Below are 22,584 nucleotides of genomic sequence, written 5' to 3'. Positions count from 1 at the left end.
CGGCCTCATGGGATGATGTGCGCCATGAGCAAGCACAAGCACCAGCGTCTCTCGCACCCCCCGACCGGCCCGCACGCCGTCGAGGACCTCGGGGAGGCTCAGAACCCCGCGTGGTGGACCGTCATGACCCTCGGGCTCATCGCTGGCGCGGTCGGCACGTGGGCGGTCTTCGTCCTCAGCCCGTTGCTCGGCATCATCGCCGCGGTGCTCACCGTCCTGACGATCGTCGTCGGTGTCGTCATGTCGAAGATGGGTCTGGGCTCCTACACCTACGGCAAGGGCGACACGGCGACCGACAGCGCCTCCATCGGCATCAAGTAACCCCACCCCGCTGGCTGAGGTGCGAGCGGCCTGCACCCCGCTGGCTGAGGTGCGAGCGCCAGCGAGCCTCGAAGCCCTCACCCCGCCGGGACGTTGTCCTCGATGTCGGCGAGCCAGCGGGTGGCGGCGGCGTCGCTGGGCATCCGCCAGTCGCCTCGCGGTGAGACCGCGCCGCCCGGGAGCACCTTGGGCCCGTTGGGCAGCGCCGACCGCTTGAACTGGTTGTCGAAGAAGCGCTGCACGAAGACGACGAGCCACGTCCGGATCTCGGCGAGGTCGTAGGCGCCGCGGTCCTCCTGTGCGACGGAGCTGGGCCACTCTCCCTTCGCCGCGTCCGACCACGTCTGCTCCGCGAGGAAGGCGATCTTGCTCGGCCGGTCCCCGCGCCGGAGCACGTGGAAGAGCGTGAAGTCCTGCAGCGCGTAGGGGCCGATCTTGTCCTGCGTCGACTGCGGCCGGTCGGCGTCCTTGCTCGGGACGAGCTCGGGGGAGATCTCGGTCGCGAGCACCGAGCGCAGGGTCTCGGAGACCTCCGGCAGCTGGCCGGTGTCGGCGACCCAGTGCACGAGGTGCTGCATGAGCGTCTTGGGCACGCCGGCGTTGACCCCGTAGTGGCTCATCTGGTCGCCGACGCCGTAGGTGCACCAGCCGAGGGCCAGCTCGGACAGGTCGCCGGTGCCCAGGACGATGCCGCCGCGCTGGTTGGCGATGCGGAAGAGATAGTCGGTGCGCAGCCCGGCCTGCACGTTTTCGAAGGTGACGTCGTAGACCTCGTCGGGGTGGTCGGCGTCGGGGTCGAGCCCGTAGGGGTGGCCCATGTCGCGCAGCATCTGCGTCGCGGTGGGCCGGATGTCGAGCTCCTCCCACGTGATGCCGAGCGACTCCATGAGCGCGACGGCATTGGTCTTGGTGTGGTCGCTCGTGGCGAAGCCGGGCATCGTGATGCCGATGATGTCGGTGCGCGGCCGCTCCAGCCGGTCCATCGCCTTGGCCGCGACGAGCAGCGCGTGGGTCGAGTCGAGCCCGCCGCTCACGCCGATGACGATCTTGGGCTGCCAGTCGGAGCCGCCGATGGCGCGCAGCCGCTGCTCCACCGCGGAGACCTGGATGTTGTAGGCCTCGTAGCAGTCCTGGGCGAGGCGGGCCTCGTCGTCGGGCACGAAGGGGAAGCGGTCGAGCGGGCGGAGCAGCCCGAGGTCACCGGTGGGCGCCTCGAGCTCGAGGTGCAGGTCGCGGTAGGGCGCCGACTCGGAACCGATCCCCAGGGCCACGCCGTTGTCGTCGAAGCTGCCCTGCCGCATGCGCTCCTGGCGCAGCCGGTCGACGTCGACGTCGACGAGCGTCTCGCGGGGACCCGAAGGGAAGCGCTCGGACTCGCCGAGGAGGTCGCCCCCTTCGTAGACCATCGTCTGGCCGTCCCACGACAGGTCGGTGGTGGACTCCCCTTCGCTCGCGGCGGCGTAGAGGTAGGCGGCATTGCAGCGCGCCGAGGCGGAGCGGGCGAGCAGGTGCCGGTCCTCCGCGCGGGCGACGGTGATGGGGGAGGCCGACAGGTTGAGCAGGACGGTCGCGCCTGCCAAGGCGGCCTCGGCGCTCGGCGGCACCGGCACCCACATGTCCTCGCAGACCTCGGCATGGATGACCAGGCCCGGCACGTCGTCGACGTGGACGAGCAGGTCGGTGCCGAAGGGGACGCCGTCGAGCACCGCGGCGTCCTCGCCCTGGGCGAAGGTCGGCCGGAACCACTCGTCGACGATGCCCGCGCCGGCGGCGAAGTGCCGCTTCTCGTAGAACTCGCGGTAGTTGGGCAGGTAGGACTTCGGGGCGATGCCGATGATCTCGCCGCGGTGGATCAGGACGGCGCAGTTGTAGAGGCGGTTGCGGTGGCGAAGGGGGGCACCCACCACGACGAGGGGCAGCAGGTCGGCGGTGCCTCGGGCGAGCTCGACGAGGGCCGCCTCGACCTCGCGCAGCAGCACGTCCTGCAGGAGCAGGTCGTCGATGGCGTAGCCGGCGATGCCGAGCTCGGGGAAGAGCGCGATCGCCGCCCCTTGCCCACCGACGTGGCGGGCCCGCTCGAGGGTCGCCGCGGCATTGCCCTGCGGGTCGCCCATCGTCACCGGCAGCGTGCACGCGGCGACGCGCGCGAAGCCGTGGCGGTAGAGGTTGCGGAAGTCTCGAGGATCGCTGCCCGTCATGGTCGCCAGCCTATGGCCCTGCTCCACCACACCCCCGTTGGTCGAGGTGGCCGAGCGCCAGCGAGGCCCTCGAGACCCTGCGTGGCTCTGGTGTCGAGGCTCCTTCGTCGCACCTCCACCAGCGGGGGAAGGGCCGCGGGCGAAACCCACTGGTCGGGGCGGCTCCCTTCGTCTTGGATGGGGCGATGGAGACGCACTCCCTCGCCGAGCGGCCGGACCTCGTCGACGCCTTCTGGTCGATCGCCGGGGACTGGCCGACCTTCATGCTCCAGGACCCGACCTCGGACCGGGCCTACGAGGCGGCGGTCGACGCCTTCCCGCAGCTGCACCTCGTCGTCATCGAGGGTGAGGCGGCGGTCGCGCGGCTGCACGCGGTGCCCTTCGGCCACGGTCTGGCGGACCTGCCGGCGCGGGGCTGGGACGCCGCGATGCAGGAGGCCGAGTGGCTGGCGGCGAAGGGGGAGGCCCCGGACCTGTCGACGGTCAGCCTCATCGAGGCGCGGGTCGCGGTGAGCCGGCGGGGCCAGGGCCTGAGCGGTGCACTCCTCGCCGAGGCGCGTCGGCGCTACGCGGCGCTCGGGTGCCGCGACCTCTTCGGCCCGGTGCGCCCGACCCGCAAGTGGCTCGAACCCCGCACTGCCGCAGACGAGTACGCGCGTCGGGTCCGCGAGGACGGGCTGCCGGTCGACCCCTGGCTGCGCGCGCACGTGCGCCTCGGCGGCCGCATCGTGCAGGTGGCGCCGTTGTCCATGACGATCCCCGGGACGCTGGCCCAGTGGCGGGAGTGGACGGGCCTGTCCTTCGACACGGACGGGTCTGTCGAGGTCGAAGGGGGCCTCGCCCCGGTCCACGTCGACCTCGCCAACGACCACGCGGTCTACGTCGAGCCGAATGTCTGGGTGCGCCACGACCTGCGCGCCGCCCCCGCCGGTCCCTGAGGAGGTCGCGCAGCGACCGTCTCGAAGGGAGCTGCCCTGGTGGTTGAGGTGCGAGCGCCAGCGAGCTGCCCCGGTGGTTGAGGTGCGAGGTCGCCCGCGGCCGAGCCTCGAAACCGCCTATCGCCTGAAGGTGAGGAGGGCAACCCCCAGCAGGGCCGACAAGGCGAGCCAGGGGCGAAGCCGTGAGCTCGAACGCGAAAGGCGCCGGTCGTCGTAGGCTGCGGCCTTCGTCTTGCATGCGCGATCGACCGCCGCGCTGTCGAGGATGATGAGGGCCATCGCCCCCAGAGTCAGCCCGAACGCGATGATGACGGCCGGCAGGGCCAGGTCTGCCCACAAGGCGACGACTCCGGCGCCCAGGAGAAGTCCGTAGGCCGCGAGGTCGGCAAAGCCGATCGGGCCGATGATGCCCCGCTCCTGCATGACGGCAGGCCTCACCAGGAAGACCTTGGCCTGTCGGTCGTGGTACCTGGCCTCGTCGGCGATGCCAGCCCGTCGTAAGAGTTCAGCCTGGCGGAGCTGTCCCTCTGCTCGTGCGTTGAGTGTCATCCGTCCGAGCACGCGGGTGCCGGCAGTTCCGACCGTCACGACAGTGGCGGCCACCGTGGCGATGATTTCAACGTTCATGTCACATCCCCTGCGGGTTCGAAGCGCGGCCCGTGCAGCGCTTCGAGTCAACGTATGACCGTCTACCGACAGCGAACTGGCGCGACTCCGCTCGCTGGAGTCCTCAAGCCCCGGGGTGAATCATGTAAAAAATCGGCGCAAATGTTTACATATCCAGAGCAACGTGTCAGGTTATGTGACATGAGGAAATGGCGGGCAGATCGGCCCTTCAACGAGTTGCCGGCACCCCCGCCTGCCGACACCTTGGAGACCAAGGCTGTCCTCAAGGCAGCGATCGGTGCTCGTGAGGCGGTTGCTCGCCTCGACCAGGCAAGCCGAGCCATGCCCAACCCCGGCGTGCTCATCAACACGATCCCGCTCCTCGAGGCACAAGCCAGCTCGGAGATCGAAAACGTCGTCACGACGTCCGACGACCTCTTTCGACACATGGACGATGACGACTCGTCGACGGACCCTGCGGTGCGGGAGACCCTGCGATACCGGACCGCCTTGCACGCCGGGTTTCGGATGGTGCGGGACCGGGGCCTCACCATGGGGACGGCCGAGCGTGTGTGCAGCACCATCCATGCACGGGAGATGAGCGTACGGTCCCTCCCTGGGACGCGCATCGCCAACCCTGCGACCGGAGCGATCGTCTACAGCCCGCCCGAAGGGGCGGACGTCATTCGTGACAAGCTCACCGAGTGGGAGCGCTTCGTCCATGCGGACGACGGTCTCGACCCGCTGGTGCGCATGGCCGCAGCCCATTACCAGTTCGAGGCGATCCACCCCTTCTCGGACGGCAACGGACGTACTGGCCGCATCCTCAACGTCCTCATGCTCGTCGAGGCCGGTCTCCTGCACATGCCGGTCCTCTACCTCTCCCGCTACATCATCCGGACCAAGGACGATTACTACCGCCTCCTGCGGGAGGTCACCAGCGCGGGCAACTGGGAGGAGTGGATCCGCTATGTCTTGGCCGGAGTCGAGCGAACATCCACGGCGACGGTCGCCAAGATCAGCGCGACCCGAGAGCTCCAGGCGGACTTCGCCCGCAGGGCTCGCGCTGTGTCCAAGGGGGGTGCCGACGCGGAGTTCCTCGCGGTCCTCTTCGAGCAGCCTTACTGCCGCATAGCGACCGTGATTGATCGATGCGGCGTGTCCAGACCTACTGCCACCCGCTGGTTGTCCGAGCTGGCTTCCGCTGGACTTCTTGACGACCACAAGGTCGGGCGCGACCGGCTTTTCATCAACCGCGAGTTCCTCACGCTGTTGCTCAGCGAGCAGGGCGAAGGTGGTCGGTGAGTGTTCGCCGCCGAGGTCAGCCGACCTCGGCGACGATGAGCTCCGCGATCGAGCGCATCAGGTCGGGGTGCCCGGTGGCCTCGGGGTCGGTGGTGGACCGTCGGGTCAGTGCGGCGAAGACGATCTGGGTGCCGTCCGGCGCCGAGACCAGTCCCGCGCAGTTCGTCACGCCGTAACTGCCGGAGCCGGTCTTGTCGGCGCTCCACCACCCCTGCGGGAGGCCGGCACGGAAGGTCTTGACGCTCGTCGTGTTCGCCTCGAGCCACCCGCGCAGCGCCCACCGGTCGCTGCCCGTCAGCCCGTCGCCGAGGGTCAGCCGGCGATACGTCGTCGCCAGCGCACGAGGCGTGCTCGTGTCGCGCGGGTCCCCGGGTATGGCGGTGTTGAGCTCGGTCTCCCACCGGTCGAGGCGGGTCACGCGGTCCCCGAGGCGACGCATCTCGCGGGTCAGCCCCCGCGGCCCGCCGATGCGCTCGAGGAGGAGGTTGGCGGCGGCGTTGTCGGAGTAACGGATCGCGGCGTCGCAGAGCTCGCCGACCGTCATGCGGCGGCGCTCACCGGTGATCGGCGAGTAGTCGACGAGATCGCTCGTGGCATAGCGGATGACCCGGTCGAGGTCGATTCCACGCCGCAGGGCGGTGGCCGCAGCCAGCGTCTTGAAGGTCGAGCACATCGCCTCTCGGTCGTCGGCCCGGTGCGCCAGGGTGGCGTCGGTGCCCAGGTTGCGGGCGTAGAGACCGATCCGGCTGTCGAGCTTGTCCTCCAGTGCGGCAACGGGGTCCGAGGTGGCCGATCGCGATGATGACGAAGAGGGCACCGCCCCGGCGATCGTGGGTGCGCCGAGGAGGGAGCCGCCCACCCCGAGGCCGGCCGCGAGCAGTCGCCGGCGTCCCACCCCTCGGTTCGACGGCGTGCGGATGGGGCCGGTGCGCTCGATGATCATGCGACCAGCACATCTGCCCCGGGCGGACCCCGCAACCGGACAAGCCTCGGTCCATGGCCAGCGACCGCAAGACCAAGCCCACCGACACCTCCCCCGACGAGGTGCTCGGCACCGTGGCCGACGAGCGCCGCCGCACGGACGCGCAGGCCGTGCTCGACCTCATGCGCGAGGTCTCCGGGGTCGAGCCGGTCGTGTGGGGGTCCGTCGATGATCGGCTTCGGTGCCCAGCCCTACACGACGGCAGATGGCAAGGAGCGCGAGTGGTTCCGCATCGGTCTCGCCCCGCGCAAGGCAGCGCTGACGCTCTACGGACTGACCTTCCACGGGTCCAACGAGGACCTGCTCGACCGCCTCGGGAAGCACACCACCGGCAAGGGCTGCGTCTACATCAAGCGATTGGAGGACGTCGACGCCGACGTCCTGCGCGAGCTCGTCGAGCGCTCCTGGGAGGGGTCCGGCGAGAGCTGAGCAAGAGTTTCCGCCGGTTCGCAAGGGTTTGAAACTCATGCGAAGAGGGGGTTTCTCGGGTGACCCGGAAATCGGGAGGCGCGTGGGAACGCTGAGCCGAAGGGGGCGTCACCGGCGCCGGGCAGAGGCGGCGGCGATCTGCTGCAGCAGGTCGACGGCGAGCTTGGCCGCCTCGTTGGACCGGGCCACGGGCGCGGTGAGCGCGACGATGTCACGCACCGGGTTGGGGTTGGTCAGGCGCAGGCGGCGCACCGACTTGGGGATCGAGCGGCTGGCGAGGTCGGGCAGGACCGTGATGCCCACACCCGCCGCGACGAAGGCCGTGGCCGTGTAGTGGTCCTGCGCCTCGACCGTGTATCGGGGTCGGAACCCCGCTGCGCGGCAGGCGCGGTCGACCATGTCCTGGGTGATGCCGGCGGAGATGTCGTTGCTGATCCACGAGCTGTCGGCGAGCTCGGCCATCTCGACCCGGCGCCGCCCGGCGAGCTTGTGGTCGGCCGGCACGAGCGCGACGAAGTGGTCGGTCATCAGGGGAGTGACGAGGTGGCCGGCACGGACCGAGGTGGTGGGGTCGGCGGGTACGACGTCGATGTCGACGACCGGTGCCTCGCCGCGAGGGTAGCCCTCGGTGAGGACCATCTGCAGGGTCAGCTCCTGCATCTTCGCCTGCAGCCGTTTGGCCAGCTGCGGCATCCACCGATAGCCCGCCGACGCGAAGTACCCGATCGCCAGCGAGCCGGTGCTCCCTTCGCGCAGGTCGTCGACGACGGCGTCGACCCGCTTGAGCTCCGTCATGAGCTGCTCGGACTCCGCCGCGAGCGTGTGAGCCGCCGGTGTGGGCTCGATCCCGCGCCCCTGGCGGGTGAAGAGTGTGAGCCCGGTCTCCTTCTGCAGCGCGGCGATCTGCTGGCTCACCGCCGACGGTGAGTAGCCGAGGTGCCCGGCGGCCGCGTTGACCGAGCCGGAAGCCATGACGGACAAGAAGGTCCGGAGTCGGTGGGCGTCGACCATGACCGGCAGACTACCCGACGATGAAGCAAACCTGCATGAACTGACACAAAACTGCATTGGTCACGGATAGTTGACGCTGACATCATTGTGGACATGGAGAAGCTCTGGATGACCTACATCAACGCCCTTCGTCCCGCCGCCAACCGCCACTGGGGTGCCGGCCCGGACTCCGACCACACCCGCATGGCCGCCGAGCTGGCCGCCATGTCCCAGGACGAGACCCGCACGTCCAAGCAGGACCTCATCGTCTCCGCCGAGTCGGCGCCGCGCTACAACGCGCCCTACGACAACCGGATGAGCGACCGCTTCCACCCGGTCCTCTCCACGCGCTGAGCGCGACCGTCCGGGGGCGAATCCAGCCCGGACGTGACGAAGGCCCCGCACCATGTGGTGCGGGGCCTTCGTCGTGCCCGGACGAGGTACTGACGCCCATGCGTCATGAAGGTTGTGTGTTGAACCGGTAGCCCTGGAAGCCGGCAGCAGTCCAAGGGGCCCGCCGGCTCCCGGGGCTACCGGTTCAATACCGGGCCAGCATGACGAAGGGCGGGACCCCCTCGTCGGGAGTCCCGCCCTGTGCGGTCTCGGGGCCTTCGTCGTGCCCGGACGAGGTCCGGTCAGCGGGTGCCGACGTCGTCGGTGAGCACGACCGCGCGGCCGGCCTCCAGGCGCGCCACCGGGACGCGGAAGGGGGAGCAGCTCACGTAGTCGAGTCCGGCGTCGTTGAAGAAGTGGATCGACTCCGGGTCGCCGCCGTGCTCGCCGCAGACACCGGTCTTGAGGCCGGGCTGGGTCTCGCGGCCCTTGTCGACACCGATCCGCACGAGCTCGCCGACACCGAGCGCGTCGAGGGTCTCGAAGGGGGAGATCGTCAGCACGCCGTTTTCCAGGTACTTCGGGAAGAAGGCCGTCTCCACGTCGTCGCGGGAGAAGCCCCACGTCGTCTGGGTCAGGTCGTTGGTGCCGAAGGAGAAGAAGTCGGCGGTCTGGGCGATGCGGTTGGCCGTGAGGGCCGCGCGCGGCAGCTCGATCATGCAGCCGATCGGCAGGTCGATCGCCTGGTTGTGGGCCTCGGCGACCTCGGCGATGATCTCCTCCGCCTGGGCGCGGACGATGACGAGCTCACGGTTGGACCCGATGAGCGGGACCATGATCTCCGGCTGCGGGTCCTTGCCCTCCTCGCGCAGGCGCACGACGGCCTCGGCGATCGCACGGATCTGCAGGCCGAAGAGGCCGGGGATCTTCAGCCCGAGGCGCACGCCGCGCAGGCCGAGCATCGGGTTGGACTCGTGGATCGCGCGGACGGCGTCGCGCAGCGCCCGGGCCCGCTCGACCTCGGGGCCGCTCTCGCCGCGCTCCTCCGCCAAGGCCACCTCGACGGTCAGGTCGGTGAGGTCGGGGAGGAACTCGTGCAGCGGCGGGTCGATGAGCCGGATCGTCGTCGGCAGCCCGTCCATCGCGGAGAGCAGCTGGGCGAAGTCCTCGATCTGCGCCGGCAGCAGCTCGGCGAGGGCGGCATCGCGCTCCTCGTCGGTCTCCGCGAGGACGACCCGCTCGATCTGCTGGCGTCGCTCACCGAGGAACTGGTGCTCGGTGCGGCACAGGCCGATGCCCTCGGCGCCGCGGTCGCGCGCCCGCTGGGCGTCCTCGCCCGTGTCGGCGTTGGCCCGCACCTTGAGCCGACGTCGGGCGTCGGCGTGGGTGAGCAGCCGGTCGACGGCCTCGATGAGCTCGGTCGTCTCCTCGCCGTCGGAGATCGCCCGGGCGGCCTCGATGCCCTCGGAGATGTAGGTCATGACGGGCGAGTCGACGACGTGGACGTCGCCGAGGAAGACCTCGCCGGTCTTGCCGTCGATGGCCAGGGTGTCGCCCTCGCGCACGACGTGCTCGCCGACCCGGATTTCCTTGCTCGCCACGTCGACGACGAGGTCCTCGGCGCCGACGACGGCGCACTTGCCCATGCCTCGGGCGACGACGGCCGCGTGCGAGGTCTTGCCGCCGCGCGCGGTGAGGATGCCGGCCGCGGCGATCATGCCGGGCAGGTCCTCGGGGGAGGTCTCGCGACGCACGAGGATCACCGAGCTGCCCTCGGCCTGCTTGGCCTCGGCGCTGGCGTTGTCGAAGGCGACGGCGCCCACGGCCGCGCCCGGCGAGGCACCCATGCCCGTGGCGATGAGGGTGCGCTCGGCCTCGCGGTCGAACTGCGGGAAGAGCAGCTGGCTCAGCTGCTCGCCGGTCACCCGCTCGAGCGCCTCGTCCATGGTGATCAGGGCCTCGTCGACGAGCTGGGTCGCGATGCGGAAGGCGGCGCCGGCGGTGCGCTTGCCGACGCGGGTCTGCAGCATCCACAGCTTGCCGCGCTCGATGGTGAACTCGATGTCGCACAGGTCGCGGTAGTGCGTCTCGAGGCGGCGCATCGCCGCACGCAGCTCCTTGTAGGCGCCCGCGTCGCGCTCCTCGAGGTCGGTGAGCGCGAGCGTGTTGCGGATGCCGGCGACGACGTCCTCGCCCTGGGCATTGGGCAGGTAGTCGCCGTAGACCCCCGAGTGGCCGGAGGAGGGGTCGCGGGTGAAGCACACGCCGGTGCCGGAGGTCTCGCCGAGGTTGCCGAAGACCATCGCCTGCACGTTGACCGCGGTGCCGAGGTCGTCGGCGATCCGCTCGCGGCGACGGTAGAGCTGGGCGCGCTCGGTGTTCCAGCTGCGGAAGACCGCCTCGATCGCCATGTCGACCTGGCGACGCGGCGTCTGCGGGAAGGGTTTGCCCGTCTCGTCGAGCACGATCTGCTTGAACTCGGCGACGACCGCCTTGAGGTGGTCGGCGGTCAGGTCGACGTCGGCCTGTACCCCCGCCTCCTCCTTGTGCGCGTCGAGCACGTCGGAGAAGCGCTCGGAGTCGATGTCGAGCACCGTCTTGCCGAACATCTGGATCAGGCGTCGGTAGGAGTCCCACGCGAAGCGCTCGTCGCCGGCGAAGGAGGCCAGCGAGTGCACGGTGTCGTCGTTGAGGCCGACGTTGAGCACCGTCTCCATCATGCCGGGCATGGAGAACTTCGCGCCGGAGCGCACGGAGAGCAACAGCGGCTCCTCGGAGTCGCCGAGGGTGCGGCCGATGAGGTCCTCGACGTCACGCAGGCGCTGGGTCACCTCGACGCGCACCTCCGGGGGCACCCGCCCCTCGGTGAGGTAGGCGCGGCAGGCCTCGGTGGTGATCGTGAAGCCCGGCGGGACGGGCAGGCCCAGCTTGACCATCTCGGCGAGGTTGGCCCCCTTGCCGCCGAGCAGATCCTTCTGGTCGCGATCGCCCTCGCTGAACATGTGGACGTACTGAATCACCGGGTGCCTCCCAAATGCGTGCGTGGAACCCGCCCACTATGGCAGGCGTCACGCGGATCTCCACGTCCGGTTCCGCGTCGCCGCACGGGCAGGGGCGAAGGGGGGAGCGGCTTCAGTCCTCGTCGCGGCCCAGCGCCTCGAGAGCGTCACCGTCGAGCCGGTAGGTCAGCCACTCGTCCTGCGGCGTCGCGTCGAGCGAGTCGTAGAAGGCGATCGACGGGGCATTCCACCGGAGCACGGACCACTCCAGCCGCTTGTACCCGCGCTCGCGGCACTCCTGCGCGAGGGTCTCGAGCAGCGCCTTGCCCAGGCCCGACCCGCGGTGCCGCGGCTCGACGTAGAGGTCCTCGAGGTGGATGCCGTGCCGACCGGTCCAGGTGGAGAAGGTGAGGAACCACAGCGCCATCCCGACGACCTGGCGGTCCCTCCCCTTCGAGGCTCCTGCGTCGCGCCTCAGGACATCGCCTTCGCCCGCCTCGGCGACGTGGCACCAGGCCATCGGCGTTGCGCCCTTGCCCGTGGGGAAAAGCGCGGCGCGGAAGTCGTCCTCCGTGGCGACGGCCGCGTCCGGCTCCTTCTCGTACGTCGCCAGGTCCTTGACCAGACGGATCAGGTCGGGCAGGTCCTCCGGCGTGGCCGGGCGGATGTCGGGGTGCGCCATGGGGCGATTGTGTCAGTCGAGCGTCGTGCGCCCACGGTGGATCCGCAGCGAGACGAAGAGGACGATCAGGCCCGCCGCGGACAGGCCGGCGCCGACGAGCGAGGGCGCCTGCCACCCCCATCCAGCGGCGAGGACGAGGCCACCGAGCCAGGCGCCGAGGGCGTTGGCGACGTTGAGGGCGGCGTGATTGCCGGCGGCGCCGAGGGTGCGGGCGCGTCCGGCGACCTCCATGAGCCGCAGCTGGAGGGCGAGGACGAAGGCCGAGACGGAGATGCACACGAGGAGCAGGACGACGCCGGCCGGGATCGCCCAGTTGGCGGCCCAGGCGAAGAGGGCGAGGCCGGCCCCGGTCGCGATCGTCGACCCGACGAGCGTGCGCAGCACCGACAGGTCGACGAGCCGCCCGGCGATCATCGTGCCGAGCAGGCCACCGACGCCGTAGATGAAGAGGTAGATCGGCACCGCGTCGGCGGGCAGGCCGGTCTGGTTGCGCAGGATCGGCGAGATGTAGGAGTACATCGCAAAGACGCCGCCGAAGCCCACCGACCCGACGAGCAGTGTGAGCCAGACCTGCGAGTCGGCGAAGGCGGACAGCTCGCTGCGCACGTCGGCCTCTGTGTCGGCGGGCTGGTGCGGGACGACGATGCTGACGAGCACGGCGGTGAGGACACCGATCGCGGCGACGAGCCAGTACGCGGAGCGCCAGCCGGCCTGCTGGCCCAGCCAGGTCGCGAGTGGGACGCCGGCGACGTTGGCGATGGGGATGCCGAGCATGATCCGGCTGACCGCCCAGCCGCCGCGCCCCGGCGCGACGATGTCGAAGGCGACGATCGAGGCGATGCCGAAGAACGCGCCGTGCGGGATGCCGGCGACGAGCCGGGCGAGCATGAGCAGCGGGTAGCTCGTGGCGACCGCGCTCAGGGCGTTGCCCACGGCGAAGAGGACCATGAGCGCGACGAGCAGCTCACGGCGGGGGAGCCGGTTGCCGAAGATCGCGATCGTCGGTGCGCCGACGACGACGCCGAGCGCGTACGCCGAGATCGTGTGCCCGGCCTGTGGGATCGTGGTCCCGATGCCCCCGGCGATCTCCGGGAGCAGTCCCATCGTCACGAACTCGGTGACGCCGATGCCGACGCCCCCGAGCACCAGGGCGGCGAGGGCTGTCCCCACCCGACCATCGGTGGACGATCGTGCAACCGTGGGGGGCGAAGGGGGATTCACCGATCCATTCTCTCCCACCGTTTGACCTCTCAACGACATTGCCTCTACATTTGTAGATGACTGTTCTACGGAAGTAGAAGACTCGATCAGGAGATCACTCGCATGGCACTTCGCCTCTACCGCCTCGGCCGCTGGTGCGCCACCCACGCCAAGAGCGTGCTCGCGGCCTGGCTCGTCGTCCTCGTGCTGGCCGGATCCGGCGCCGCCGCCTTCGGTCGCCCCCTGACCAACGAGGTGTCGGTGCCCGGGAGCGAGTTCGAGGAGGTGCTGGACAACCTGCAGACCGAGATCCCCGACGCAGCAGGCGGCTTCGGCACGGTGGTGCTCCACACCGAGGACGGCGCATTCACCTCCGAGCAGCGCAAGGCGATCGACAAGGTCTACGGCGAGTGGGAGGACCAGCCGAGCGTCAAGCGGGTCATCAACCCCTTCGACAACCAGCGGACCCTCGACGACTCGCGCACCGACCTGACGGACGCGAAGAAGGACCTCGACAAGGGCCAGAAGGACCTCGACGAGGCCTGGGTCAAGATCTCCAAGGCCCAGGGCCAGCTCGACTACGGCAACGCGTGGATCGACTACTTCGAGAAGAACGACCCCGACAGCCCCCACCTCGCCGAGATCCGCCAGCAGGTCAAGGACGGCGAGAAGAAGATGGCCAAGGCCAAGAAGGACTACGCCAAGGGGGAGCGCAAGCTCAAGACCGGCCGGACCCAGTACGACGCCGGCACGATCGTCGCCCACGGGGCCGCGGACACACGATTTGTCACCGATGACGGCTACGCGCTGACCCAGATCCAGTTCGACACCAACACCAACTCCGTCGACCCCGAGGTCAAGGAGGCGATCGTCGAGATCGGGAAGCAGCTCGACGACGTCGGGATCCAGACGCAGTACAGCGTCGAGATCACCCAGGAGAACACCCTCGTCGGCCCCGGTGAGGTCGTCGGCCTGGTCATCGCTGCCATCGTGCTCACCCTCGCCCTCGGCTCGCTCATCGCTGCCGGACTGCCGATCTCCGGTGCCCTCCTCGGCGTCGGCGTCGGCCTCGCCGGGGCCATGACCGCGACGCACTTCTTCGACATGCACGCGATGACCCCGGCGCTCGCGCTCATGCTCGGCCTCGCCGTCGGCATCGACTACGCGCTCTTCATCGTCAACCGGCACCGCATCCAGCTGCTCGACGGGCGCCAGATGACCGACTCCATCGCGCACGCCGTCGGCACCGCGGGCAGCGCCGTCGTCGTCGCCGGCACGACCGTCGCCATCGCGCTCACCGCACTCGTCATCACCCCCGTGCCGCTCCTCGGCCAGATGGGACTTGTCGCCGCCGCGACCGTCGTCGTCGCCGTGTGCGTCGCCCTGACGCTCACCCCGGCCCTGCTCCACGTCGTCGGCCGCCGGGTCATCTCGAAGCGCGCGTGGGCCAAGCATGCTGCCCGGCCCGACACCGACCAGGTCTTCGGGTCGCGCTACGTCGACGGCGTGACGAAGCGCCCCGCGCTCGTCGTGCTCGCTGTCATCGCCCTGTGCGGGATCATCGCGGTGCCGGCGCTCTCCCTTCGCCTCGGGCTGCCGGACGGGTCGAGTGAGCCGCTCGAGTCCACCGCCCACCAGACCTACGTCGAGGTCGAGGACAACTTCGGCGCCGGGGCCAACGGTCCGATCATCGCCGTCGCAACCCTCGACGAGCCGGCGAAGGACACGGACGCGGTCCTCGTCGAGCAGAGCCACCTCGTCAAGGAGCTGCGCAGCGTCGACGGCGTCAAGGCGGTCATCCCCTTCGGGGTCAGTGACGACCGGACCACGCTCGCCTTCCAGGTCGTCACCGTAGGCGGCCCTGCGGACAAGGAGACGAGCGACACCGTCCGCCTCCTCAAGGCGAGCGCCGGACCGATCGGCACGGCGACGCACTCCGAGATCGGCCTCACCGGCCAGACCGTCGCCAACATCGAGATCTCCGAGCAGCTCGCCGCCGCGCTTCCTCCCTACCTGGCGATCGTCATCGGGCTCTCGCTCGTCCTGCTCACCATCGTCTTCCGCAGCATCCTCGTGCCGCTCGTCGCGACCGCCGGCTTCCTGCTGTCCGTCGCCGCGTCCTTCGGTGCCGCCGTCGCGGTCTACCAGTGGGGCTGGCTCGGCTCGATCCTCGGTGTCGACACCCCCGGGCCGATGCTCAGCTTCATGCCGATCATGCTCATCGGCGTCCTCTTCGGCCTGGCGATGGACTACCAGATGTTCCTCGTGTCCGGGATGAAGGAGGCGCACGCCCACGGTGCCGACGCCCGCTCTGCGGTGCGGCACGGCTTCACCCACGGCGCCAAGGTCGTGCTCGCCGCGGCCCTGATCATGGCGGCGGTCTTCGCGGGCTTCATCTTCGCCCACCTGACGATGATCCGGCCGATCGGCTTTGCGCTCGCCGTCGGAGTCCTCATCGACGCGCTCCTCGTGCGGATGACCCTCACTCCTGCGGTGATGCACCTGCTCGGTGAGGGCGCCTGGTGGATGCCCCGCTGGCTCGACCGGATCCTGCCGGACCTCGACGTCGAGGGCACCGCCCTGGAGCAGGGTCCGGTGACGAAGGGGGAGACCTCGGCCACAGCGGAGCCCGTCAGCGGCTCATAGGGTCGGGTCGCATGACGACGACGCAGAACGCCCCGCTCCTGGAGTCCACGACCGACATCGATGCCACGCCCGAGCAGGTCTGGGCGGTCATCACCGATCCGCGAGCCCTCGGCGGACTGTCCGACCAGGTGGTGCGCACCCACGTCGTGGGCACGGCCCCCGTCGGGCTCGGCACGCGCACGATCAACATCAATCGTCGTGGTCCGCTGCTCTGGCCGACCCGCGCCAAGGTCGTGCGCTTCGAGCCCGCGCGCGACTACGCCTTCCGGGTCAAGGACAACGCGACGATCTGGTCCTTCGAGCTGGCGCCCTCTGCGACGGGTGGCACGACGGTGACCCACCGACGCGAGGCACCGCAGGGCACGACGCAGATCTCGCGCACGCTGCAGGACAAGGTGCTCGGTGGCGTGCCCGACTTCGACCGCGAGATGGAGGCCGGCATGGCCACCACCCTGCGCCGGCTCAAGGCCCTGCTCGAGCGCTGAGGGGCACCGCTCCTCCCGGTGGCTGAGGAGCGAGGAACGAGTGTCTCGAAGCCACGGACGAAGGGGGATGCTCCCGGCGAGGAGGGTTGGCGCGCTGCCGAAGTCCTTCGTCGTCGCGTGGTCACCGGGTCGTTCTCGACTTCGGCTTGACGCCACGCCAACCCACCTCGCCGTCCGCTCCGCTGCCTGCCGCGTCGGCTTGATGTGCGCAGCCATCCCCCTTCGTCCTGCGGCTCCCCCTTCGTCCTGTGACGCTCTCCTCGAGTGAAAGACAGAGCGCGTGTTCGCTCACGCGCTGTGTATTTCACTCGAGGTGGCCTCCCGTCGTCCTGCGGCTCTCCCGCCGCCATCGAGGAGCGGGGGACAACCCCCGGGAGGGATGGGTACTTCTCCCCATCGACCCGTCACTGCGGCATCCATAGGTTTGTGGGTGTCAGCAGGGCACGGGGACGCTCCTCCTGACACCGGCCCGGAGCCTGCAGGGGGGTTCCGGACCACAGCGCAGGGCGGGACTCCGCAGGGGGAGTCCCGCCCTTCGTCGTGCCCGTATCGCAACCGGCCCCGCCGTGGGACGATGAGCGCATGTCCACACCAGCAGGGGGCCCGAGCGTCCCGCCGCCTCCGGGCGGCTCCTTCGGCAACACGCAACCGCCGTCCGGTCAGTTCGGCCAGACGCCACCCTCCTCCGGGCCCGCCTACGGCGCACCGGGTCAGCCGGGTCAGACCGGCGGCTACGGCGGTCCGGGAGGACCGGCCGGCCCCGGAGGTCCGGGGCAGCCCTACGGCGGTGGGCCCGGTGGCCAGCCGCCGAAGAAGGGCATGGGCAAGGGAGTCATCGCCGCGATCGTCGGCGTCGTCGCCCTCGTGCTCCTGGTCTGCTGCATCGGCGGCTTCTTCATCGCCAACCGTGATGACGACGACCCGACCTCCTCGACGACGACGAGCGAGACGACCACGGAGTCGACGACCGAGTCGACCACCGAGACCTCCGAGCCGACGTCCGAGACGACCACGGAGTCGACGACCGAAACCTCGGAGCCGACCTCCGAGACCTCCTCGTCCAGCTCGGCCGCCGCCGGCAGCCTCCCGGAGGAGTTCGACGGGTGGCAGCGCGGGACGACCAGCTCCAGCGGTGGCCAGGACACGGCCGTCTACCGCAAGGGCTCCGACACGATCTCGGTCGTCGTCGGCGAGGGCGTCAAGCCGGCCGACTTCGAGGCGATCTGGGACAACCCCAAGAAGGTCGGCGACTACAACTGCGGCGAGCTGTCCTCCACCACGCAGTGCGCTGGCGAGACCGGCGGCACGACCTACCTCATCACCTCGGCGTCCGGCTCGTCCGCGTCTGAGGTCTCCAAGATCCTCGGCGAGTTCCTCAAGGCCGTGTGAGCCAACCCACCACCCACCGGAAGGGTCTCGTCCTCGGACGAGGCCCTTCCGTCGTCCTCGCCCCGCCTAGGGTGGAGGCATGCCCCGGCACATCACGACGACCATTCAGGACGGGATCGGGCACGTGCGCCTGGCCCGCCCTGACAAGCTCAACGCGCTGACGCTCGACATGCTCGACGACCTCGTCGCCGCCGCCCACGGGCTGCGCGCCGACCGACGGCTGCGCGCCGTTGTCATCTCCGGTGAGGGTGACTCCTTCTGCGCCGGTCTCGACTTCGGCTCGGCGATGAAGAAGCCGTCGGGCATCGCCACCCGCTTCCTCCCGCGACCGTGGCGGGGGACCAACACCTTCCAGGAGGCGCCCTGGGCCTTCCGTCGGCTGCCGGTCCCGGTCATCGCCGCCGTGAGCGGGCACTGCCTCGGTGGCGGTCTTCAGATCGCCCTCGCCGCCGACTTCCGGATCACCCATCCTGACGCGACATGGTCGGTGCTCGAGGGGCGCTGGGGGATCATCCCCGACATGTCCGGGGTGCAGGCGCTGTCGGAGCTCGTCGGGATCGACGTGGCGAAGAAGCTGACGATGACCGCTGACAAGATCTCGGGCACGCGCGCCCAGGAGCTCGGCCTGGCGACCGAGGTCGCCGCCGACCCGGTCGCGGCCGCCACCGAGCTCGCCCAGCAGCTGGCGACCCGCTCGCCCGACGCGCTCGCGGCGACCAAGCGGCTCTTCGACGGCACGTGGCACCGCAGCCCGCGCCGCACCTTCGCCCGCGAGCGGCGTGAGCAGCTGCCGCTGCTGCTCGGGCCCAACGCCGCGCGGGCGCGGGTGGCCAACTCCCGCAAGGAGTCCCCCGACTTCCTGCCCCGTCAACGGCGGATGGTCCCGTGAGCGGCGGCCCCCGCACCCAGACCGGCTTCCTCCCGATCGTTCCGGAGGACCTGCCCGAGGGCTGGACGACCCGGGTGCCAGACGAGACCGACGTCGACGAGCTCATCGCGCTCGTCTCGTCGGCCAAGCGGGCGGTCGACGGTTCCGGTGCCGTCGAGGCCGAGCTCGTCGCCGGCGAGGCCGTCGGCGAGGGGTCGTGGACCCGCCGGCAGGTCGTCGTCGCGGACCCGCAGGGCGTGATCAGGGTTTGGGCCAGGGTGCACGATCGGGCGGCCGGACGGTCCAACGTCGACCTGACCGCCGACCCGGCGCTGGGCCGCGAGGTCGAGCAGGAGCTCGCCGTCTCGCTCCTCGCCTGGGCCGAGGCGGTCGCGCTGCGCATCGCTCGCGGGCGCGGGCTCGGGGGTACCCGGCTCGACGTGTCGGTGCACGAGGACGATGACCGCCTGCGCAGCATGCTCGAGGCGGCCGGCTTCACCCGCGCCCGTCGGTGGCTGCAGATGAGTCGGCCGATCGGTCCCGGCGACGCCGAGCTCGCCGAGACCCGCGAGGGCGTCGTCGTGCGCCAGGTCGCGCGCCGCGAGGACGGCACCCCGGTCGCGGCGGACCTGCAGGCGGTCTACCGGATGATCGAGGAGTCCTTCGCCGACCACTTCAACTCCTATCGCGAGTCCTTCCCGGAGTTCCTCTCGCGGCTGCGCGAGGCGCCCGGCCACCGGTGGGACCACTGGTGGATCGCCGACATCGAGATCGAAGGCCAGTGGGTGCCCGGGGGCGCCGTCGCCGCGGCGGTGCTGCCCGAGGACGCCGACGGCCACGAGGGCACCTACATCGACTACATCGGCGTCCACCGGTTGGCTCGGGGCCGCGGGGTCGCCAAGTCGCTGCTCCACGCCGTCATCGCCGACGCTGCCCGCCGCGGCCGCAACCGCGTCTCGCTCGAGGTCGACGCCGACAGCCCGACGGGAGCCGACGGGATCTATGCGTCGATGGGCTGGGTCACCCGCTATCGCACCGAGTCGTGGCACCGCGACGTGCGCGTCGAGGGCACCGACGCCCCGGTGCCGCAGGCGCGCCTCGACGAGTCCTGAGCTCCCCCTTCGCACGCCATGAAGCTGCATTGCCCTACGGCAATGCAGCTTCATGGCGCCGCCCTCCCGCATTGCCGTAGGGCAATGCGGAGATCGCAGGTCAGGCGTCGATGCGCCGGGTCTCGATGGTGAAGTCCTGTGCCCGCAGGCGCTCGATGAGCGGGGCGGCCATCGCGACTGCGGGGGTGAGCACGCCCCCTTCGCTCGTCAGGTCGTCCTGGGCGAGGCACAGCGCGGCCTGGCCGAGCATGATCGCCGTGCCGTTGTAGCCGGGGTCGGCCTTGGCCGCGACGGTCGTCGCGTACTGCGCGCCACCGGTGGTGGAGGCGACGACCTCCATCGTGAAGCGGCCGTTGACCCGCGTCTGCTCGTCCGGACCCTCGCCCGGCTCGGGCAGGAACCGGTCGACGACCCGACGGGTCGGCGCGAAGGACAGGCCGGCGACGAGACCGAGCAGGCCGGCGGTCATGCCGGTAGCGGCGAAGGGGGACTTCGCGCGGCTGCCGAAGTCGGTCACCTCGTGGTAGCGGAAGGCACGGCCGTAGGCCCAGCCGAGCAGGGCATTGCTCCGGCGCACGATGCGCGTGTTGTACGACGCCATGATGAAGGGGCCGGTCCAGTGGCCGTCGGCCGTGCGGCGCACCGGCAGCCGGGAGCCGACCTTGCCGAGTGTCGAGCGCACCCGCGAGTGCTCGGTGGTCGACGGCGCGACCTCGGCCCGGTCGGCGCTCGTCGGCTCGGCGGCGCGGTCGGGGCTCAGGCCGTAGGGGTCGTTGATGACCCGCCGGTCCTCGACGGACTCGCGCGCGGCGATCGTCTGGCGGCGCATCGAGTCAATCGTGCCGCCGGAGAGGCCGCCGCGCAGGCGGCGCACGAAGAGCACCGTGTCGGTCAGCTCGCCGGCGCCCTCCTCGCGGGCGACCCGGGCCGTCTCCCAGACGCCGATGTCCGAGGGGATCGAGTCGAAGCCGCACGAGTGGACGACCCGGGCGCCGGAGCGCTGGGCCACCTCGTGGAATGCCTCGGCGGAGTCACGGACGAAGAGCACCTCGCCGGTGAGGTCGGCGTAGTGCGTGCCGGCGACGGCGCAGGCCTTGACGAGCTCGCGCCCGTAGGCGGCATAGGGGCCGACCGTGGTCACGAGGACGCGCGTGCGGGCGGCGAGGTCCGCGCAGGCGGCGGGGTCGGAGACGTCGACGACGACCCGCGGCCAGGTGGCGGCGGCGCCCCCGAGCTCGGCTGCGAGGGCGTCGAGCTTGTTCCGCGAGCGTCCGGCGAGCGCGACGCGCAGGCCTTCGGGGGCGTGGTCGCGCAGGTGCGCCGCGGTGAGTCGACCGACGAAGCCGGTGGCTCCGACGAGCACGACGTCGAGGTCGCGGGCAGCGGTGGGTGCAGTCATGAATCGACACTAACCCGTTGTGCCCCAACCTGTTTCATCTTCAACCGACTCGCACCCTTCCCTTGCGGGGCACTCTCCGATAGACAGGGAGCCCGGGGACGATGTCGTCCCTCCTCTCGACAGTGAAGGAGAAGCACCATGACGCAGCCTCCGAACGACACCCCTGACCTGCCCGAGGAGGCCATCGGCGGCGTGCCCGTCGAGGCCCCGACCGCCGGTGACGGCGGTGCCGATGGCGCAGCCGGTGACGGTGGCGCGGACGGTGCTGCCGGTGACGGCGGTGCCGATGGCGCCGCTGGTGACGGTGGCGCCGATGGTGCCGCTGGTGACGGTGGTGCCGACGGTGCCGCTGGTGACGGTGGCGCCGACGGTGCCGCTGGTGACGGTGGCGCCGACGGTGCTGCCGGCGATGGTGCTGCCGGCGATGGTGCTGCCGGCGACGGTGGCGCCGACGGCGGAGCCTGAGTGACCGACGCCCACGAGGCCGGTGCACCCGCGCGGTGCACCGGCCTCGCCCGCGTCACCGACCTCGGCCCCGAGGAGCTCGAGCGCTCCTGGGGACGAGAGCCCCGGCACGTGCCCGCGGCGGCGCTGCCGACCCCCTTCGACGACCTCCTGACGACACGTGACGTCGACGACCTGCTCTCGCGGCGCGGCATGCGCACCCCCTTCCTGCGCGTGGCCCGTGACGGGCACACGCTCGCCGACGCCGACTTCACCCGCGGCGGTGGCGTCGGCGCGGGCGTGACCGACCAGCTCGACGACACCGCGCTGCTGCGCCTCTTCGCCGAGGGGCACACCCTCGTCCTGCAGGGCCTGCACCGCACCCACCCGCCGGTGCTCGAGCTCGCCCAGGACCTCGCCGCCGACCTCGGCCACCCCGTGCAGGTCAATGCCTATGTCACCCCGGCGAGCAGCCGCGGCTTCGCCGCCCACTACGACGTGCACGACGTCTTCGTCCTGCAGACCGCGGGCGAGAAGCGCTGGAGCCTGCACGCCCCGGTCCAGCCGCACCCCCTGCGTGACCAGCCGTGGCAGGACCGGCGCCCGGCCGTCGAGCGGGCGGCCGCCGGCGAACCGCACCTCGAGGTCACGCTGCGGCCCGGCGACGTGCTCTACGTGCCCCGCGGCTGGCTGCACTCCGCGACCGCCCTCGGCGGCGTGAGCACGCACCTGACCGTCGGCATCCACGTGTGGCACCGCGGACACGTCGCCGAGGCCGTTCTCGACGCCGCGCGAAGGGGGCTGGCTGCGCAGGAGTCGCAGCGCACCTCCCTTCGTCCCGGGGTGGACGTCGCAGACCCCGAGGCCATCGCCGACGACCTCGCCGCCGTCCGCGAGGCCCTGCTGCGGGCCGTCGCCGACGTCGACGCGAGCGCCGTCGCCGCCCGCCTCGCCGCTCGCCAGCGCGCGGCCCAGCGGCCGGCGCCGGTCGACCCGGTCGGGACCGTCGAGACCCTCGCCGACGGGTTCGACGACCTCGCCGTCGCGCCCCGCGCCCACCTGCAGGCCTCCCTCGAGACCGGCACCGAGGGTGCGGTCCTCGTCAGCCGGGCCGGGAGGCTGCCCCTCACCGACGACGACGCGGCGGCGGTGACGGCCTGGCTCGCCGACGAGGCACCCGCCGTGCTCGACCCCGACCTCGCCCGGCGGCTCGTCGTCGCCGGGGTGGCGGTGCCCGCCGCCGAGCGCCCCGCGTAGG

General features: G+C 71.0%; 20 protein-coding genes. 12 read left to right on the top strand and 8 right to left on the bottom strand.

Annotated features, from left to right (window positions below):
- Nucleotides 1-24: 24 nt before the first annotated feature.
- The gene (locus H7A72_RS15155) at nucleotides 25-321 is read left to right on the top strand and encodes a hypothetical protein (protein WP_185221051.1); all 297 of its coding nucleotides are present in this window, start codon (nucleotides 25-27) and stop codon (nucleotides 319-321) included.
- Nucleotides 322-398: 77 nt separating this feature from the next.
- Here the strand turns inward: H7A72_RS15155 and H7A72_RS15150 are convergent, their stop codons facing one another.
- Nucleotides 399-2,519 carry an NAD(+) synthase gene (locus H7A72_RS15150; protein WP_185221050.1) on the bottom strand — a complete coding sequence of 707 codons (2,121 nt, stop codon included), beginning with the start codon at nucleotides 2,517-2,519 and terminating at the stop codon, nucleotides 399-401.
- Nucleotides 2,520-2,704: 185 nt separating this feature from the next.
- Between H7A72_RS15150 and H7A72_RS15145 the strand changes: the two genes are divergently transcribed.
- Nucleotides 2,705-3,457 (top strand): N-acetyltransferase, encoded by a 753-nt coding sequence (locus tag H7A72_RS15145; RefSeq protein ID WP_185221049.1) that lies wholly within the window; start codon nucleotides 2,705-2,707, stop codon nucleotides 3,455-3,457.
- Nucleotides 3,458-3,574: 117 nt separating this feature from the next.
- Here the strand turns inward: H7A72_RS15145 and H7A72_RS15140 are convergent, their stop codons facing one another.
- Nucleotides 3,575-4,084: a hypothetical protein gene (locus H7A72_RS15140; RefSeq protein WP_084449705.1), complete on the bottom strand. Its 510-nt coding sequence runs from the start codon at nucleotides 4,082-4,084 to the stop codon at nucleotides 3,575-3,577.
- 216 nt (nucleotides 4,085-4,300) lie between these two features.
- Between H7A72_RS15140 and H7A72_RS15135 the strand changes: the two genes are divergently transcribed.
- A complete protein-coding gene (locus H7A72_RS15135; protein WP_370543580.1) occupies nucleotides 4,301-5,368 on the top strand; it encodes a Fic family protein in 1,068 nt (355 codons plus the stop codon).
- 16 nt (nucleotides 5,369-5,384) lie between these two features.
- Here H7A72_RS15135 and bla read toward each other — a convergent pair whose 3' ends face one another.
- A complete protein-coding gene (gene bla / locus H7A72_RS15130; protein WP_084449707.1) occupies nucleotides 5,385-6,311 on the bottom strand; it encodes a class A beta-lactamase in 927 nt (308 codons plus the stop codon).
- Nucleotides 6,312-6,518: 207 nt separating this feature from the next.
- Between bla and H7A72_RS16770 the strand changes: the two genes are divergently transcribed.
- Nucleotides 6,519-6,779 carry a DUF1801 domain-containing protein gene (locus tag H7A72_RS16770; RefSeq protein ID WP_223277672.1) on the top strand — a complete coding sequence of 87 codons (261 nt, stop codon included), beginning with the start codon at nucleotides 6,519-6,521 and terminating at the stop codon, nucleotides 6,777-6,779.
- Between the two features lie 108 nt (nucleotides 6,780-6,887).
- Here H7A72_RS16770 and H7A72_RS15120 read toward each other — a convergent pair whose 3' ends face one another.
- Nucleotides 6,888-7,790: a LysR family transcriptional regulator gene (locus H7A72_RS15120; protein ID WP_185221048.1), complete on the bottom strand. Its 903-nt coding sequence runs from the start codon at nucleotides 7,788-7,790 to the stop codon at nucleotides 6,888-6,890.
- Between the two features lie 93 nt (nucleotides 7,791-7,883).
- Between H7A72_RS15120 and H7A72_RS15115 the strand changes: the two genes are divergently transcribed.
- Nucleotides 7,884-8,123, top strand: coding sequence for a hypothetical protein (locus H7A72_RS15115; protein WP_084449710.1), 240 nt, complete (start codon nucleotides 7,884-7,886; stop codon nucleotides 8,121-8,123).
- Between the two features lie 281 nt (nucleotides 8,124-8,404).
- Here H7A72_RS15115 and ppdK read toward each other — a convergent pair whose 3' ends face one another.
- The 3 genes from ppdK to H7A72_RS15100 form a co-directional block, all read right to left on the bottom strand.
- Nucleotides 8,405-11,122, bottom strand: a complete 2,718-nt coding sequence (gene ppdK, locus H7A72_RS15110) for a pyruvate, phosphate dikinase (protein WP_185221047.1) — start codon at nucleotides 11,120-11,122, stop codon at nucleotides 8,405-8,407.
- A gap of 112 nt (nucleotides 11,123-11,234) precedes the next feature.
- The gene (locus H7A72_RS15105) at nucleotides 11,235-11,783 is read right to left on the bottom strand and encodes a GNAT family N-acetyltransferase (protein ID WP_185221046.1); all 549 of its coding nucleotides are present in this window, start codon (nucleotides 11,781-11,783) and stop codon (nucleotides 11,235-11,237) included.
- A gap of 12 nt (nucleotides 11,784-11,795) precedes the next feature.
- Nucleotides 11,796-12,953: an MFS transporter gene (locus tag H7A72_RS15100; protein ID WP_185221045.1), complete on the bottom strand. Its 1,158-nt coding sequence runs from the start codon at nucleotides 12,951-12,953 to the stop codon at nucleotides 11,796-11,798.
- Nucleotides 12,954-13,106: 153 nt separating this feature from the next.
- Here H7A72_RS15100 and H7A72_RS15095 point away from each other — a divergent pair, with 153 nt between their 5' ends.
- From H7A72_RS15095 to H7A72_RS15075, 5 genes are all read left to right on the top strand, one after another.
- On the top strand, nucleotides 13,107-15,629 hold the full coding sequence (locus tag H7A72_RS15095) for an MMPL family transporter (RefSeq protein WP_185221044.1): 2,523 nt from the start codon (nucleotides 13,107-13,109) through the stop codon (nucleotides 15,627-15,629).
- 11 nt (nucleotides 15,630-15,640) lie between these two features.
- On the top strand, nucleotides 15,641-16,114 hold the full coding sequence (locus H7A72_RS15090) for an SRPBCC family protein (protein ID WP_084449715.1): 474 nt from the start codon (nucleotides 15,641-15,643) through the stop codon (nucleotides 16,112-16,114).
- 582 nt (nucleotides 16,115-16,696) lie between these two features.
- Complete coding sequence (locus H7A72_RS15085) at nucleotides 16,697-17,503, top strand: hypothetical protein (RefSeq protein WP_143445399.1); 807 nt, start codon at nucleotides 16,697-16,699, stop codon at nucleotides 17,501-17,503.
- Nucleotides 17,504-17,582: 79 nt separating this feature from the next.
- Nucleotides 17,583-18,392 (top strand): crotonase/enoyl-CoA hydratase family protein, encoded by an 810-nt coding sequence (locus tag H7A72_RS15080; RefSeq protein WP_072625799.1) that lies wholly within the window; start codon nucleotides 17,583-17,585, stop codon nucleotides 18,390-18,392.
- A complete protein-coding gene (locus tag H7A72_RS15075; protein ID WP_084449717.1) occupies nucleotides 18,389-19,483 on the top strand; it encodes a GNAT family N-acetyltransferase in 1,095 nt (364 codons plus the stop codon). The genes H7A72_RS15080 and H7A72_RS15075 overlap by 4 nt, the downstream gene beginning before the upstream one ends.
- 100 nt (nucleotides 19,484-19,583) lie before the next feature.
- On the opposite strand, the gene H7A72_RS15070 is transcribed toward H7A72_RS15075, so the two are convergent.
- On the bottom strand, nucleotides 19,584-20,882 hold the full coding sequence (locus tag H7A72_RS15070) for a trans-acting enoyl reductase family protein (RefSeq protein ID WP_185221043.1): 1,299 nt from the start codon (nucleotides 20,880-20,882) through the stop codon (nucleotides 19,584-19,586).
- A 226-nt stretch (nucleotides 20,883-21,108) separates the two neighbouring features.
- On the opposite strand from H7A72_RS15070, the gene H7A72_RS15065 reads away from it, so the two are divergent.
- Complete coding sequence (locus tag H7A72_RS15065) at nucleotides 21,109-21,351, top strand: hypothetical protein (RefSeq protein WP_185221042.1); 243 nt, start codon at nucleotides 21,109-21,111, stop codon at nucleotides 21,349-21,351.
- Nucleotides 21,348-22,583 (top strand): cupin domain-containing protein, encoded by a 1,236-nt coding sequence (locus tag H7A72_RS15060; protein ID WP_185221041.1) that lies wholly within the window; start codon nucleotides 21,348-21,350, stop codon nucleotides 22,581-22,583. Before H7A72_RS15065 ends, H7A72_RS15060 begins: the two co-directional genes overlap by 4 nt.
- Nucleotide 22,584 lies beyond the last annotated feature (1 nt).

This window comes from Janibacter sp. YB324, assembly GCF_014217915.1.
In the GTDB taxonomy this organism is placed as follows: Bacteria; Actinomycetota; Actinomycetes; order Actinomycetales; family Dermatophilaceae; genus Janibacter; species Janibacter indicus.
Note: the sequence above shows the minus strand (reverse complement) of the source record. Positions and strands in the feature narration are given on the sequence as shown.

What these genes read in the sequence shown, in the direction of transcription:
- H7A72_RS15085 (WP_143445399.1), top strand. Translation starts at nt 16,697, where the DNA reads ATGTCCACACCAGCAGGGGGCCCGAGCGTCCCGCCGCCTCCGGGCGGC.
- H7A72_RS15120 (WP_185221048.1), bottom strand. Translation starts at nt 7,790, where the DNA reads ATGGTCGACGCCCACCGACTCCGGACCTTCTTGTCCGTCATGGCTTCC.
- bla (WP_084449707.1), bottom strand. Translation starts at nt 6,311, where the DNA reads ATGATCATCGAGCGCACCGGCCCCATCCGCACGCCGTCGAACCGAGGG.
- H7A72_RS15105 (WP_185221046.1), bottom strand. Translation starts at nt 11,783, where the DNA reads ATGGCGCACCCCGACATCCGCCCGGCCACGCCGGAGGACCTGCCCGAC.
- H7A72_RS15090 (WP_084449715.1), top strand. Translation starts at nt 15,641, where the DNA reads ATGACGACGACGCAGAACGCCCCGCTCCTGGAGTCCACGACCGACATC.
- H7A72_RS15155 (WP_185221051.1), top strand. Translation starts at nt 25, where the DNA reads ATGAGCAAGCACAAGCACCAGCGTCTCTCGCACCCCCCGACCGGCCCG.
- H7A72_RS15080 (WP_072625799.1), top strand. Translation starts at nt 17,583, where the DNA reads ATGCCCCGGCACATCACGACGACCATTCAGGACGGGATCGGGCACGTG.
- H7A72_RS16770 (WP_223277672.1), top strand. Translation starts at nt 6,519, where the DNA reads ATGATCGGCTTCGGTGCCCAGCCCTACACGACGGCAGATGGCAAGGAG.
- H7A72_RS15150 (WP_185221050.1), bottom strand. Translation starts at nt 2,519, where the DNA reads ATGACGGGCAGCGATCCTCGAGACTTCCGCAACCTCTACCGCCACGGC.
- H7A72_RS15070 (WP_185221043.1), bottom strand. Translation starts at nt 20,882, where the DNA reads ATGACTGCACCCACCGCTGCCCGCGACCTCGACGTCGTGCTCGTCGGA.
- H7A72_RS15095 (WP_185221044.1), top strand. Translation starts at nt 13,107, where the DNA reads ATGGCACTTCGCCTCTACCGCCTCGGCCGCTGGTGCGCCACCCACGCC.
- H7A72_RS15145 (WP_185221049.1), top strand. Translation starts at nt 2,705, where the DNA reads ATGGAGACGCACTCCCTCGCCGAGCGGCCGGACCTCGTCGACGCCTTC.
- H7A72_RS15140 (WP_084449705.1), bottom strand. Translation starts at nt 4,084, where the DNA reads ATGAACGTTGAAATCATCGCCACGGTGGCCGCCACTGTCGTGACGGTC.
- H7A72_RS15115 (WP_084449710.1), top strand. Translation starts at nt 7,884, where the DNA reads ATGGAGAAGCTCTGGATGACCTACATCAACGCCCTTCGTCCCGCCGCC.